Annotated in this window: 15 protein-coding genes; 9 read left to right on the forward strand and 6 right to left on the reverse strand. The window is 63.8% G+C overall.

Features of this window, described 5'->3' with window-relative positions; genetic code table 11:
• Positions 1-139 precede the first annotated feature (139 nt).
• From QA640_RS08325 to QA640_RS08335, 3 genes are all read right to left on the reverse strand, one after another.
• Positions 140-607, reverse strand: a complete 468-nt coding sequence (locus QA640_RS08325; protein ID WP_283040225.1) for a YbaK/EbsC family protein — start codon at positions 605-607, stop codon at positions 140-142.
• Positions 604-1,344 carry a haloacid dehalogenase type II gene (locus QA640_RS08330; RefSeq protein ID WP_283040226.1) on the reverse strand — a complete coding sequence of 247 codons (741 nt, stop codon included), beginning with the start codon at positions 1,342-1,344 and terminating at the stop codon, positions 604-606. The genes QA640_RS08325 and QA640_RS08330 overlap by 4 nt, the downstream gene beginning before the upstream one ends.
• 66 nt (positions 1,345-1,410) lie before the next feature.
• The gene (locus tag QA640_RS08335) at positions 1,411-1,803 is read right to left on the reverse strand and encodes a helix-turn-helix domain-containing protein (protein ID WP_283040227.1); all 393 of its coding nucleotides are present in this window, start codon (positions 1,801-1,803) and stop codon (positions 1,411-1,413) included.
• Between the two features lie 128 nt (positions 1,804-1,931).
• Between QA640_RS08335 and QA640_RS08340 the strand changes: the two genes are divergently transcribed.
• Positions 1,932-2,666, forward strand: a complete 735-nt coding sequence (locus QA640_RS08340) for an SDR family oxidoreductase (protein ID WP_283040228.1) — start codon at positions 1,932-1,934, stop codon at positions 2,664-2,666.
• Positions 2,667-2,740: 74 nt separating this feature from the next.
• Here the strand turns inward: QA640_RS08340 and QA640_RS08345 are convergent, their stop codons facing one another.
• A complete protein-coding gene (locus QA640_RS08345) occupies positions 2,741-3,625 on the reverse strand; it encodes an amidohydrolase family protein (protein ID WP_283040229.1) in 885 nt (294 codons plus the stop codon).
• 373 nt (positions 3,626-3,998) lie between these two features.
• Between QA640_RS08345 and ykgO the strand changes: the two genes are divergently transcribed.
• The 3 genes from ykgO to QA640_RS08360 all read left to right on the forward strand — a co-directional run bounded on the left by ykgO (position 3,999) and on the right by QA640_RS08360 (position 5,276).
• Positions 3,999-4,124: a type B 50S ribosomal protein L36 gene (ykgO, locus tag QA640_RS08350; RefSeq protein ID WP_006611362.1), complete on the forward strand. Its 126-nt coding sequence runs from the start codon at positions 3,999-4,001 to the stop codon at positions 4,122-4,124.
• A 113-nt stretch (positions 4,125-4,237) separates the two neighbouring features.
• Positions 4,238-4,879 (forward strand): tetratricopeptide repeat protein, encoded by a 642-nt coding sequence (locus QA640_RS08355; RefSeq protein WP_283040230.1) that lies wholly within the window; start codon positions 4,238-4,240, stop codon positions 4,877-4,879.
• Positions 4,880-5,012: 133 nt separating this feature from the next.
• A complete protein-coding gene (locus QA640_RS08360) occupies positions 5,013-5,276 on the forward strand; it encodes a hypothetical protein (protein ID WP_283040231.1) in 264 nt (87 codons plus the stop codon).
• 6 nt (positions 5,277-5,282) lie between these two features.
• Here QA640_RS08360 and QA640_RS08365 read toward each other — a convergent pair whose 3' ends face one another.
• Positions 5,283-5,465, reverse strand: coding sequence for a hypothetical protein (locus QA640_RS08365; RefSeq protein ID WP_283040232.1), 183 nt, complete (start codon positions 5,463-5,465; stop codon positions 5,283-5,285).
• A gap of 329 nt (positions 5,466-5,794) precedes the next feature.
• Here QA640_RS08365 and QA640_RS08370 point away from each other — a divergent pair, with 329 nt between their 5' ends.
• Positions 5,795-6,751, forward strand: coding sequence for an alpha/beta hydrolase (locus tag QA640_RS08370; protein WP_283040233.1), 957 nt, complete (start codon positions 5,795-5,797; stop codon positions 6,749-6,751).
• 36 nt (positions 6,752-6,787) lie between these two features.
• Here QA640_RS08370 and cycA read toward each other — a convergent pair whose 3' ends face one another.
• Positions 6,788-7,198 carry a cytochrome c-550 CycA gene (cycA, locus tag QA640_RS08375; protein WP_283040234.1) on the reverse strand — a complete coding sequence of 137 codons (411 nt, stop codon included), beginning with the start codon at positions 7,196-7,198 and terminating at the stop codon, positions 6,788-6,790.
• A 227-nt stretch (positions 7,199-7,425) separates the two neighbouring features.
• On the opposite strand from cycA, the gene QA640_RS08380 reads away from it, so the two are divergent.
• From QA640_RS08380 to glcF, 4 genes are all read left to right on the forward strand, one after another.
• Positions 7,426-8,919 (forward strand): FAD-linked oxidase C-terminal domain-containing protein, encoded by a 1,494-nt coding sequence (locus QA640_RS08380; protein ID WP_283040235.1) that lies wholly within the window; start codon positions 7,426-7,428, stop codon positions 8,917-8,919.
• A 679-nt stretch (positions 8,920-9,598) separates the two neighbouring features.
• Positions 9,599-9,853 (forward strand): hypothetical protein, encoded by a 255-nt coding sequence (locus QA640_RS08385; protein ID WP_283040236.1) that lies wholly within the window; start codon positions 9,599-9,601, stop codon positions 9,851-9,853.
• Between the two features lie 196 nt (positions 9,854-10,049).
• Positions 10,050-11,285: an FAD-binding protein gene (locus QA640_RS08390; RefSeq protein WP_283040237.1), complete on the forward strand. Its 1,236-nt coding sequence runs from the start codon at positions 10,050-10,052 to the stop codon at positions 11,283-11,285.
• Positions 11,282-12,595, forward strand: a complete 1,314-nt coding sequence (glcF, locus tag QA640_RS08395) for a glycolate oxidase subunit GlcF (RefSeq protein ID WP_283040238.1) — start codon at positions 11,282-11,284, stop codon at positions 12,593-12,595. The genes QA640_RS08390 and glcF overlap by 4 nt, the downstream gene beginning before the upstream one ends.
• Positions 12,596-12,656 lie beyond the last annotated feature (61 nt).

Below are 12,656 nucleotides of genomic sequence, written 5' to 3' on the forward strand. Positions count from 1 at the left end.
CGTTGGCTCCCCATACGGGCAAATGGTCGCCTGCGAGGCGACCGACCTTTATCCTATCACCATCCTATCACTTCTAGCGGTCTGTTTGCAGGTTGGAACCCTGCGGGGCTCGCTCTTTAAGCTATCTCAACGTGTCTTCTTAAGGCCGATGCTCGCAGACGTCGACCCATTCGGCGCCGACGAGCTCAGCCAACCGGTCAGGTGCGATGCGCACCGCGCTGTGGGTCGAGCCCGCGGCGGGCACCACGATGTCGAACGCCTTCAGCGACATGTCGCAATAGATCGGCAGCGGCGCCTTCAGCCCGAACGGGCAGACGCCGCCGACCTCGTGGCCGGTGATGTCGGCGACCTCTTCGAGGCCAAGCATCTTCGGCTTGCCGCCGAACTGTGTCTTCACCTTCTTGTTGTCCATGCGCGAGGTTCCGGCCGCGACGATCAGGATGACGCGCTCGCCGATCCGCAAGGACAGCGTCTTTGCGATGCGACCGGGCTCGACGCCATAGGCCTCGGCGGCAAGCGGCACCGTCGCCGAGCTGATCGGCGATTCGATCACGGTGATATCGGGGGCTTTCTCGGCGAAGAAGTCGCGAACGGATTGAAGGCTCATAGGCGGGCGGCAATCTCGGGCAGTTCGGATAGTGAGCGGACACGATGATCGGGCGCAAGGCCCAGCTCGTCCATCTGGGTCCGGATCGCCTTGAACATCGTCAGCGGTGCCACGAGATCGCTCTCGACGCAAGCCAGTGCCATGGCTTCCGGCGTCACCCGCTCGATCCAGGCGACGTTCAGCCCGAATGCCTTGGCGCCGGCGACGTCCCACGGGTTCGAGGAGATGAACAGCACCTCGTCGGGTTGCGTGCCGAGCACCTCGCCGATCAACGCATAGGCCTCCGGGCTCGGCTTGAAGACCGTCTTCGCATCGACGCTGATCGTGGCATCGAGCAGATGATCGAGGCCGGAATTGCGCACGAGCGCATCAAGCATGTCCGGGCTGCCGTTGGAGAGGATGGCGAGCTTGCGCGGCTTCAGCGCTGCGAGCGCGCTTGCTGCATCCGGATAGAGATCGAGATGCAAATACTTCTCGATCACGCGCTCGAATGTCTCGCGCTCGTAAGCGAGCCCGAGCACGCGCAGCGTGTAGGCGAGCGACTCGCGCGTCACCGCGGCGAAATCCTGGTAGCGCCGCATCAGCGAGCGCAGCCAGGTGTATTCGAGCTGCTTGATACGCCAGACCTGCGTGATGATCTCGCCGTAGCCTGGAAACGCATCCTCGGTGATGTCAGCGACCGACTGGATGTCGTAAAGCGTTCCGTAGGCGTCGAAGACGACGGCTTTGAGGCTCATTGGCCGCTCCTCCCAGGCGTTGCGGGGCAAGGACCATACCCCGCTCATTCGAACGGGACGGTCAGTTTACCGTGCTTTGGTATTCGAGGCGTCGCGCTGGGCGAAGACTCGGCTGACTTCCGCGATGTGCTCCGTGCCCCAGGAGCAGAGTGGCACGAGGGCTTCGGCCAGACTGCGGCCCAAAGCGGTGAGGCTGTAGTCTACCCGCGGAGGCACCTCCTTGTAGTCAGTCCGTTTCACGAGACCATCGGCCTCCAGCTCCTTGAGCTGCTGGATCAGCATCTTGTCGCTAACGTGGCGTACTGCCCGCCGGAGTTCGCCGTAGCGGGTCGGGCCGCCTTGAGCGAGGAAGTACAGGATCAGCGGCTTCCACTTGCCGGCGATGACCCGCAACGTCGCATCGAGCCCGCACGTGAAGCCCGGCAAATTCGGCGTGCAGCTCTGGACAGGTGGTGGCATCTGCGCCAGCGATGAGGTCGGGTCTGAACGATCTGAGGACATTTTTCTGGGTACTTACCAAAAGGTGCATACTTGTCGATAGGTGGGTACGCCGCCAGCTCAGTGCAACCTCAATGAAGGAGCACATCATGAGCAGACTACAGGGCAAGACGGCAGTGGTGACCGGCGGCGGAACCGGCATCGGACTTGGCGCGGCGAAACGGTTCGTCGATGAAGGCGCGTTCGTCTATCTCTTCGGGCGGCGGCAGGAGCCGCTCGATGCCGCCGTGGCGCAGCTCGGGTCCTCGGCGCGCGCCGTCAGGGGCTCGGTGACGGATCTGTCCGATCTCGACCGGCTGTACGCGGCGGTCAAAGCCGAACGAGGCGGGCTCGACATTCTGTTCGCCAACGCCGGGACAGGGTCGTTTGCGCCACTCGGCGAGATCACGCCCGAGCATTACGATCAGATATTCGACGTCAATGTGAAGGGGCTGGTGTTCACGGTGCAGAAGGCGCTGCCACTGATGACGAAGGGGGCGTCGATCATTCTCACCGGCTCGAGCACGGGGGTGATGGGGACGCCGCAGTTCAGCATCTACAGCGCGACCAAGGCCGCGATCCGCAATCTGGCGCGCAGCTGGGCGCAGGACCTGCGCGGCACCGGCATCCGCGTCAATGTGCTGTCGCCGGGGCCGACCAAGACTGAGCTGGCACTGGAGGTCGTGGGCGAGGAAGCGTTCAATGCGCTCGGAAGCATGACGCCGCTCGGGCGCGTTGGAGACCCGATTGAGACGGGTGCCGTGGCCGCGTTCCTGGCGTCATCGGACAGCAGCTTCATGACCGGCGGCGAGGTTTTCGTCGATGGAGGCCTCGCACAAGTCTGAGGACTTGAGCGCCTGAGCATGAGGGCTTCGGTCATTGGGATCGAAGCCCTCAATGCGTTGCGACGAGGATGCGCCTAGATCCCCAGCAGCTTCCTTGCGTTCGCCTTGAGCACCTTCGGCCGGATCTCGTCGCGGATGTCGATCTTGGCGAAATCAGCCAGCCACCGGTCCGGTGTGATCACCGGCCAGTCCGAGCCGAACAGCATCTTATCCTGCAGGATCGAGTTGATGTAGCGCACCAGGATCGGCGGGAAATATTTCGGCGACCAGCCGGACAGGTCGATATAGACGTTCGGCTTGTGGGTCGCGACCGACAGCGCTTCCTCCTGCCAGGGGAAGGAGGGGTGGGCGAGGATGATCTTGAGGTCGGGGAAATCCGCCGCCACGTCATCCATGTACATCGGGTTGGAATATTTCAGCCGCATCCCCATGCCGCCGGGCATGCCCGAGCCGACGCCGGTCTGGCCGGTATGGAACAGTGCGATCGCGCCGCCATTGTTGATCTCTTCATAGAGGGGATAGGCCATGCGGTCGTTGGCATAGAAGCCCTGCATGGTCGGGTGGAATTTGAAGCCGCGCACGCCGTATTCCTCGATCAGCCTGCGCGCCTCGCGCGCGCCGAGCTTGCCCTTGTGCGGGTCGATCGAGACGAAGGGAATGAGGACGTCGAGATGTTCGGAGGCGACCTCGAGCATCTCGTAATTGTTGTAGCGGCGGAAGCCGGTCTCGCGCTCGGCATCGACCGGGAAAATCACGGCAGCGATTTTCTTCGAGCGGTAGTAGGCCGCGGTCTCGGGCACGGTCGGCGGATGCTTGTTCGGCGACTTGAAGTACTCCGCCATCTGCGCCTGGAAATCGTCATAGCCGTCGTCGGGGTGGCAACCGCAGGGCTCCTCGGCGTGGGTGTGGATGTCGATCGCCATGACGTCGTCGATATTGGGCAGCTTCAGCTTGGGCATTGGTTTTCTCCCGACCGTTGCAAATTGATTATATGATATAACGAATTTGGCAAGTCTCGTCGGACCAAGGCTCGTCGGACCAAGGCATCGTCGGACCGAGGCATCGTCGAAACAAGGCGTCGTCGAAAGGCGAGGCCCCGGCCGGGCAAAGGGACCGATCCGGCCGTTTCGAGGGTCCTTTGCATGGGGTTGTTTTCCAGATTTAGTCGGCGCGGACCGGGCCGATCGCATTGACATCGGCATTCGCCATGGCTTAGAACCCGCCGCATCCCGGGCGGTTGGTCCGCCGGCGGGAAAAATCTCATTTTGCCACATTCGCGCGTGCCGAAACGGTAGTGCCGAACACGGCCTTTCGAACGTTCAGGATTCTGCCATGAAGGTCCGTAACTCGCTGAAATCGCTGCGCGGTCGCCACCGCGCCAACCGCCTGGTCCGCCGCAAGGGCCGGGTCTATGTGATCAACAAGGTGCAGCGCCGCTTCAAGGCTCGCCAGGGCTGATCGGCAAGGGCTGAGTTCCCTGCCGGGCCTGCGCCCCGCAAGACCACGGTCTCACACGACTTTGACGCCGTCCTTGCTATGCAAGGGCGGCTTTGCGCGTTTACACTTTCACCATGGCAGTGAGATTCTTGTTTGCGCACCCCCTCCGTCTGGCCGCCCTGTTGGCTGCGCTGATGGTCGTCGCGCCCGCTTTCGCGCAGGATGATCCCTCAGGTCCGCCTGTGAAGCAGAAGAAGCTTCCCGAGGCGCCGGCGAAACTGCCCAAGGTCGACCGCACCAAGAATCTCGATTTCCTGTTCGGCGCGCTGAAGGCGGCTCCAGATGATGTCAGCGCCAAGCACGTCGAGGCGCGGATCTGGGCGATCTGGCTCCAGACGCCCAGCGATACGGCGGCGCTGCTGATGACGCGGGCCAAGGCGGCCGTGGATGCGCAGAAGATCGACGTTGCAATCAAGCTTCTCGATGCCGTCATCAAGCTCCGCCCGGACTATGTCGAGGCCTGGAACCGGCGCGCCACGCTCTACTATATGCAGAACGATTATGGCCGGTCGCTCGCCGACATCCGCGAGGTGCTGATCCGGGAGCCGCGCCATTTCGGCGCACTCGCAGGGCTCGGCATGATCATGCAGGAGATCGGCGACGAGAAGCGCGCGCTCGATGCCTACCGCAAGGCGCTCGCCATCAACCCGCACCTCGACAAGATCCCCGACCAGGTCAAGTCTCTGACCGAGAAGGTCGAAGGGCGGGATATCTAGCCCCAAGTCGACGCTCTTTTGAGCGAAGGCGGAGCGGCGCCATTAACCACGCAGTGCGGAGCCGTCGAGCGAGGGGATGTCTTTCCTCTTCGCGCCGGCTTAGCTGCATGACAGCTGCAATTGGAGCTGTGCGATGAAGCGCGAGATCCTAGCGGGGGCGTTGTTGCTGACGTCCGCAACGGCCTGTCTCGCCGATGGGCTGTTCTGGGTGGTGGGCAACCGTGCCACCGGCAGATGCGAGATCGTGACCAGCAATCCCGTCATCATCGGCGACATCTGGTTCGGCGACGGTCCCTACAGGTCCAAGGCCGACGCCAAGCTTGCGCGGTCGACGATCCGTGCCTGTCCGAGGCCCGATCCCGACCAAGACAAGGACGACGACGACAACGCGGACTAGGTTTGCCTAGTGCAGGATGTGGTCGCCGCGCTCGACGAGGCTCCGGTCCGCGGCAGCGGCATAGAGTTTTGCAAGCTCGGTTTCGAGATGCTCGTTGATCAGCAGCAGCGCCCGTACCGCGCCGCGCAGGTCACCACTGCAGCTCGCGACGATCTCGTCGATCGCAGCATCTTTTGATCGCAAACTCATCGAAAAACCTCCAATCCAAAACAGAACAATCTGCCGCTCTTTCCCGCGTTCCTGTGGACTGCGTGGAGGATCGGCGCCCACCGCGCTTAAGAGACGGAACCGACCGTGGCGATTATATGGAGGCGGTGATGACGGCCGCATGAACCGGCCCGGTTGGCCGCACGCTTCCAGCCGTCCATTGATTTTGTTGATATTTTCCCGAGTTGAATTTTATTGATATCCACAGGCAGGGACTGTCAGCGGGACGCAAAGCCCGCGCGCATCGAAAAGAAACTGCCGGACGTTGAGACCGTAACCGCCATGTGCCCTGGATCGCCCGGACCATCTCCATGATCGTATTTTTTGTCGTGACGGCGCTCGTTGCACTTGTCGTCGTCACGCTGGCCGGCGTTTGGGTCGTTGAGCGCGCCTTCCCGCCGCAGGGTGAGATGATCGAGGTCGCCGGTGCAAGGCTGCACGTCGTCGATCTCGGTCCACGCGACGCTCCCTTGCCGATCGTCATGCTGCATGGCGCGAGCTCGAATCTGGAGGTGATGCGGCGTCCGCTCGGCGACCTGCTTGCCGAAAAGCATCGCGTGATCCTGATCGATCGCCCCGGCCATGGCTGGAGCACGCGCGCGCGGCTCGAGGATTCGACGGCCGAGGTGCAGGCGCGAATGGTCGACGAGGCGCTTGCCAAGCTTGGCATCGGTCGCGCGGTATTCGTGGTGCATTCCTGGAGCGGGGCGCTCGGTGCGCGGCTTGCGCTCGATCACGCCGATCGTGTCGCCGGTCTCGTCATGCTGGCGCCGGTCACCCATCCCTGGCGCGGCGGCGTCGGGCGCTACAACGAGATCATTGCAACGCCGGTGATCGGCCCGCTACTCGCCTACACCATCACGCTGCCGCTCGGCTATCTGCTTGCAACGCCCGGCGCGCGCAACGTTTTCCTGCCGCAGATGATGCCGGACGGCTTCGTGCAGGATTCCGCGACGCCGCTGCTGCTGCGCCCGCGCGAGTTCATCGCCAATGCCTATGATCTGGTGACGCTGAAGGAGTCGGTGGCCGCGCAGGCTCCGCGCTATGGCGAGATTTCCGCGCCGACCGTGGTCATCGCCGGCGAGCCCGACAAGACGGTGTCCACCAATATCCACGCCCGCCCGTTCGCCGCGACCGTGCCGAATGCGAAGCTGATCGTGCTGCCCGATCTCGGCCACATGGTGCAGAACACCGTGCCGGACCTGGTGAAGGCCGAGATCGAGGCGATGATCGCCGCGATCGCGGCCGAGACGGCGCCCGCCGATTAGCGGCCGCCAAATCTCGCTGCGTTACGTCTCGTCCCGTTACTGCTTGATCTTGCCGTCCTTGTCGAACTGGGAGACGTAGGCCCAGAGATCGTTGATCTCCTTCTCGTTCTTGACGCCGGCGAACGCCATCTTGGTGCCCGGGATCTTGGCCTTCGGATCCTTGATGTATTCCTTGAACTGTGCCTCGCCCCAGGTGATGCCGGAATTCTTGTTGGCGTCCGAATAATTGTAATCCGGTGCGGTGCCGGACTTGCGGCCGTCGAGGCCGTTGAGCTCCGGTCCGACCTTGTTCTTCGCGCCTTCACCGATCGCGTGGCAGGCGAGGCACTTGTTGAACGACGTCTTGCCGGCTGCGACGTCCTGCGCCATCGCTTTGGAAGATATGGCGGTGGATGCTGCGGCAGTCACGGCGAGGGCAACCAGCGCGCCGAAAGTCAGTTTTGTCATAGGATGCTCTTCGTCTCTTCCCGGGTCAGATTGATGTCGTGGTTTTGGCAGGTCCGGTACAGGTGGACAAGCTGCGAAACCTTGACAGGTTTCGCGATAGCAGACTTGCCCCAGAGAGAACTTGCGCTGCAACAAAGCAATGCGACCTTCGGAGGACCTACCCAAGGACAGCAAGACATGATTGATTTGGCGGGACAATTTCCTCCGTTGGACGAAGGTTTTGTAACATGGCCATCGTGATGCCCGCAGCCAACCAGGCGGTGCTGGCGCGCCGCAGCGAAATCGTCGCCGCCCTGCGCGCGATCGTTCCCGGCGAAGGCGTGATCGACAGCGCCGCCGAGATGCGGGCCTATGAATCCGACGGCCTGACCGCCTACCGGCAGCCGCCGATGGTCGTGGTGTTGCCCGACACCACCGAGCAGGTCTCCCTGATCCTGAAATATTGTGCGGGGCAGGGCATCAAGGTGGTGCCGCGCGGCTCCGGCACCTCGCTGTCGGGCGGCGCATTGCCGCTGGAAGACGGCGTGCTGCTGGGCCTCGGCAAGTTCAAGCGCATCCGCGAGATCGATTTCGACAACCGTGTCGTCGTCACCGAGCCCGGCGTCACCAACCTCGCAATCAGCCAGGCGGTCGCGCATGCCGGATTCTATTACGCGCCCGATCCGTCCTCGCAGATCGCCTGCTCGATCGGCGGCAATGTCGCGGAAAATTCCGGCGGCGTGCACTGCCTGAAATACGGCATGACCACCAACAATGTGCTCGGCTGCGAAATCGTGCTGATGAGCGGCGAGATCCTGCGCATCGGCGGCAAGGCGGCGGAAAACCCCGGCTATGACCTGATGGGCGTGATCACGGGCTCGGAAGGCCTGCTCGGCGTCATCACCGAGATCACGGTGCGCATCCTGCAAAAGCCGGAGACGGCGCGCGCGCTGATGGTCGGTTTTGCAGAGGTCGAGGCGGCCGGCGAATGCGTGGCGCGGATCATTGGCGCGGGCATCATCCCCGGCGGCATGGAGATGATGGACAAGCCCGCGATCCACGCCGCGGAAGCCTTCGTCCATGCCGGCTATCCGCTCGATGTGGAAGCGCTCCTGATCATCGAGCTCGACGGTCCCGGCGTCGAGGTCGACGAGCTGATCAAGCGCGTCGAGGCCATCGCGCAAGGTTGCGGCTCGACCACCTGCCAGATCTCGACTTCGGAAGCCGAGCGCAACCTGTTCTGGGCCGGTCGCAAGGCGGCATTCCCTGCCGTCGGGCGCATCTCGCCCGACTATCTCTGCATGGACGGCACCATTCCGCGCGGCGCGCTGCCGAAAGCGCTGGCGCGCATCCGCGAGCTGTCAGAGAAATACCAGCTCGGCTGCGCCAACGTGTTCCACGCTGGCGACGGTAATCTGCACCCGCTGATCCTGTACGATGCCAACAAGCCGGGCGAGATCGAGCGTGCCGAGGCGTTCGGCGCCGACATCCTGCGCGCCTGCGTCGAGTTCGGCGGCGTGCTCACCGGCGAGCACGGCGTCGGCATCGAGAAGCGCGATCTGATGGGCGACATGTTCAGCGAGATCGACCTCGACCAGCAGCAGCGCCTGAAATGCGCCTTCGACGCGCAAGGCCTGCTCAACCCCGGAAAGGTGTTCCCGACGTTGCACCGCTGCGCCGAGCTCGGCCGCATGCATGTGCACGCGGGCAAGCTGGCGTTTCCGGATATCCCACGATTCTGAGCGACCGCATCGGCGGTCGATCCGCTCTCGCAGACCGCTTGCGGGAGAGGAGCCTCGCGAACGAGGCGGTTGAAGGATCGTCGTCGCGATTCAATCTCGCTCAACCTGCATTCAAGCAGGCCACCGCACGAACGGGGCCGATGTCGACGTCCTGACCGATACGGGCAGCCCCTGCAAAAATGCCGGCCGGAAGACCAATCTTGGCTTTATCCCGGACGCCCGCGAAGACGAGGTTGGGGCTTGATCCCCTGAAATCCGCCGATGAGGATTTTTTTCATTTTGATCGACCCGAATCAATTGCAGCGCAATCAGTTTGCAACCTAACATTTTTCCCCGTACATCGTGTCACCCGGGTGCCACACGCGAAGGAGTCCTCGCCGGAAATGTCGTCCGCAGCTGCGTGCCTTGGTGGGAGTAAGGTATCAGGGGGAGGGTGGGATTTGTCCGCGGCTCTAGATTTGATCGCGGTTTACCCGTTGTCACATCAAACGAGGTCGGGGGCGAGAAACGAACAGCCCCAGCTGCGAGCGGATATGTGCCGGCTGATTTTCGGCACATCCGGAACGGCGGTCCTGGCCCGTCCGTCCCTGCGACACCCCACACGGTCGGGGCCGTTCCTCTGCAGGCCGAACCGGAGATTCCGTGGCTCTGCTGAAAGTGAGTGCGCGGGCATATCCTGATGTCTCTTCAGTTTCACCGTACCGTCGAGACCATGCAAATATGGAGCGCAAGCAGCGACGGCTTTTCATTTGTGATCACCCACGGGAGTCCGAGCGGCCCCGGCTTTCGCGGGCAGCCTGGCTATGTGGCGTCATGGCGGCCGCTTTATCGGAGCCGCGGCGCGATCAAGATCGGCGGGTCGCCGTTCAGGACGTTCGCGGAGGCCGAGGGAGCCTGCAACATCATGCTGAAACATCTGACCGAACCGATGTGAGGCCTGCGACACGTTGCGAAGGCCGGGTTGGCTCTCCCACGAGGAAAGCAGGTGACGGCTCGCGGAGCTATCCACGCCTGATCACTTCGTCCGCAAGCGTCCCTTTTCACAGCCGCGTGTGAGCGCGGTGACGCTGGTCGCGGGGACGTCACGCCGCATTTGATTTTGGAGCCGAATTTCGTTACCCGCTAGAAGCGTGGATACGCTCAAGGTCAGAGACGCCAAAGACGTCGAAGAGGTGGTGCGCGCGGCGATTGCGAGCGAGCAGCCGCTCGAGATCATCGGCCATGGCTCAAAGCGCGGCATCGGCCATGTGATGGCGACCAACGCCGTGCTCGACGTCTCAGCGCTCAATGCGATCACTTCCTATGAGCCGAACGAGCTGATCATCACGCTGCAGGCCGGCGCGCCGCTGGCCGACGTGCTATCGCTGATCGATGCCAAGAACCAGCAATTCGCCTTCGAGCCGATGAACACCGCGACCCTGCTCGGGACGCCCGGGCTCGGCACCATCGGCGGCATGATCGCAGCTAGCCTCGCTGGGCCGCGCCGCATCAAGGCCGGGGCGGTGCGCGACCATCTGCTTGGCGCGCATGCCGTCTCCGGCTTCGGCGACAGTTTCAAGACCGGCGGCAAGGTGGTGAAAAACGTCACCGGCTACGACCTTTGCAAGCTGCTCGCCGGTTCCTGGGGCACGCTGTCGGTCATGACGGAGGTGACGCTGAAGGTCATGCCGAAGCCGGAGAGCGAACGGACGCTGCTGCTGCGGGGGCTGGAGGACGCGGCCGCCAACAAGGCCATGACCACGGCGCTCGGTTCGCCCTTCGACGTGTCGGGCGCGGCGCATCTGCCGAAATGCGCTTTCCGGGAGAGAGCCGAAGGGCTCGGCGACATCGCCACCCAAGGCGAGACACTCACCGTGCTGCGGCTGGAGGGCATCACCGCGTCTGCCGCCCACCGCGCCGTCTCGCTGCGCGAGGCGCTCGCGCCATTCGGAACCGCTGATATCGTGGAGGATGCCGCCTCGGCGGCGTTGTGGGCCGCGATCCGGGACGTGCTGCCGTTCGCGGCCGATGGCCCGCTTGGCGCCCGGCCGGTATGGCGGATCGTCTGTCCGCCGGCCTCGGGCGGTGCGCTCGGCCGGCAGCTCGCGCGCGAGACCGGCGGCGACGTGGTCTACGACTGGGGTGGCGGGCTGATCTGGGCGGCCGTACCGCCGAAGGACGATGCGCAAGCCGCCATCGTGCGCCAGCGCGCGGAAGCCGCCGGCGGGCACGCCATGCTGGTCCGGGCGACTGAAGAGGTGCGGCGCAATGTCGACGTGTTCCATCCGCAAGCTCCTGGTGTCGCCGCCCTCAGCGAGCGGGTTCGCGTCAGCTTCGATCCGAAGACCATCCTCAATCGCGGGCGGCTGAAGCGGGGCGAGGCATGAAGACCGAATTTTCGCTCACTCAGCTCGCCGATCCCGATATCGCGGAAGCCGACAAGATCCTGCGCGCCTGCGTGCATTGTGGCTTCTGCACCGCGACCTGTCCGACCTATGTGCTGCTCGGCGACGAGCTCGATAGCCCGCGCGGCCGCATCTACCTGATCAAGGAGATGCTGGAGAAGGACCAGGCGCCGACCGCCGAGGTCGTCAAGCATGTCGACCGCTGCCTGTCGTGCCTTGCCTGCATGACCACGTGTCCATCCGGGGTGAACTACATGCACCTCGTCGACCAGGCCCGGGTCAGGATCGAAGAGCGTTACGAGCGGCCGCTTGCCGAACGGCTGTTGCGCACCGTGCTGGCGTTCGTCCTGCCCGACCCGCAGCGCTTTCGCATCAGCATGTCGCTGGCGCGGTTTGCCCGGCCGTTCGCGGCTTTGCTGCCGACGCCGCGGCCGTCGGCCATTCCTGGCCTCACCCCGCGGATCAAGGCGATGCTGGCGCTCGCGCCAGGCCGGCTGCCGGCGCCGGGGCCCGCCGCGGGCAGTGTCTTTGCGCCGCTCGGCAGGAGGCGGGGGCGGGTCGCGCTGCTGCAGGGTTGCGCCCAGCAGGTGCTGGCGCCGCGGATCAACCAGGCCGCCATCAACCTTTTGACCCGCCACGGCATCGAGGTCGTGCTGGTCCGGGACGAGCAATGCTGCGGCGCGCTGACGCATCACCTCGGCCGTGACGACGACGCGCTCGCGCGGGCGCGGGCAAACGTCGCGGCCTGGCGTCGCGAGGCGGCAAAGGATGGTCTCGATGCCATCCTGGTGACGACGTCCGGCTGCGGCACGGTCATCAAGGACTACGGCTATCTCCTGCGCGAGGACCGTGACTTCGCCAGCGATGCGGCCAACGTCTCCGCGCTCGCCAAGGACATCACGGAGTATGTCGCAGGCCTTGCGCTTCAGCCGACGACGCGACACGACGACATCGTCGTCGCCTATCACTCGGCTTGTTCACTGCAGCACGGGCAGAAAATCACTGCGCTTCCGAAAGAATTGCTTTCCAAGAACGGATTCGTGGTGAAAGATATCCCCGAGAGCCATTTGTGTTGCGGTTCGGCGGGGACATACAACATTCTCCAGCCCGACCTTGCGGGCAGGTTGCGCGATCGCAAGGTCGCCAACATCGCGAGCGTCAAGCCGGACATGATTGCCGCAGGCAATATCGGCTGCATGGTGCAGATTGCCAGCGGCACATCAGTGCCGGTCGTGCACACGATTGAGCTTCTCGATTGGGCGACGGGCGGCTCGCGGCCGGCATTGAACTAGTCGTATTTAACTAGCCGACTGCACCGTGCCCGGAGGTGGACGACTGAAGGCCCGATCGACC

The organism is Bradyrhizobium sp. CB82 (assembly GCF_029714405.1).
Lineage (GTDB): Bacteria > Pseudomonadota > Alphaproteobacteria > Rhizobiales > Xanthobacteraceae > Bradyrhizobium.

Excerpts from the sequence above, each read along its gene's own strand:
- QA640_RS08340 (WP_283040228.1), top strand. The coding sequence starts at position 1,932 with ATGAGCAGACTACAGGGCAAGACGGCAGTGGTGACCGGCGGCGGAACC.
- QA640_RS08355 (WP_283040230.1), top strand. The coding sequence starts at position 4,238 with ATGGCAGTGAGATTCTTGTTTGCGCACCCCCTCCGTCTGGCCGCCCTG.
- QA640_RS08380 (WP_283040235.1), top strand. The coding sequence starts at position 7,426 with ATGGCCATCGTGATGCCCGCAGCCAACCAGGCGGTGCTGGCGCGCCGC.
- QA640_RS08370 (WP_283040233.1), top strand. The coding sequence starts at position 5,795 with ATGATCGTATTTTTTGTCGTGACGGCGCTCGTTGCACTTGTCGTCGTC.
- QA640_RS08365 (WP_283040232.1), bottom strand. The coding sequence starts at position 5,465 with ATGAGTTTGCGATCAAAAGATGCTGCGATCGACGAGATCGTCGCGAGC.
- QA640_RS08335 (WP_283040227.1), bottom strand. The coding sequence starts at position 1,803 with ATGCCACCACCTGTCCAGAGCTGCACGCCGAATTTGCCGGGCTTCACG.
- QA640_RS08345 (WP_283040229.1), bottom strand. The coding sequence starts at position 3,625 with ATGCCCAAGCTGAAGCTGCCCAATATCGACGACGTCATGGCGATCGAC.
- QA640_RS08385 (WP_283040236.1), top strand. The coding sequence starts at position 9,599 with ATGTCTCTTCAGTTTCACCGTACCGTCGAGACCATGCAAATATGGAGC.
- QA640_RS08360 (WP_283040231.1), top strand. The coding sequence starts at position 5,013 with ATGAAGCGCGAGATCCTAGCGGGGGCGTTGTTGCTGACGTCCGCAACG.
- cycA (WP_283040234.1), bottom strand. The coding sequence starts at position 7,198 with ATGACAAAACTGACTTTCGGCGCGCTGGTTGCCCTCGCCGTGACTGCC.
- QA640_RS08325 (WP_283040225.1), bottom strand. The coding sequence starts at position 607 with ATGAGCCTTCAATCCGTTCGCGACTTCTTCGCCGAGAAAGCCCCCGAT.
- ykgO (WP_006611362.1), top strand. The coding sequence starts at position 3,999 with ATGAAGGTCCGTAACTCGCTGAAATCGCTGCGCGGTCGCCACCGCGCC.
- QA640_RS08330 (WP_283040226.1), bottom strand. The coding sequence starts at position 1,344 with ATGAGCCTCAAAGCCGTCGTCTTCGACGCCTACGGAACGCTTTACGAC.
- glcF (WP_283040238.1), top strand. The coding sequence starts at position 11,282 with ATGAAGACCGAATTTTCGCTCACTCAGCTCGCCGATCCCGATATCGCG.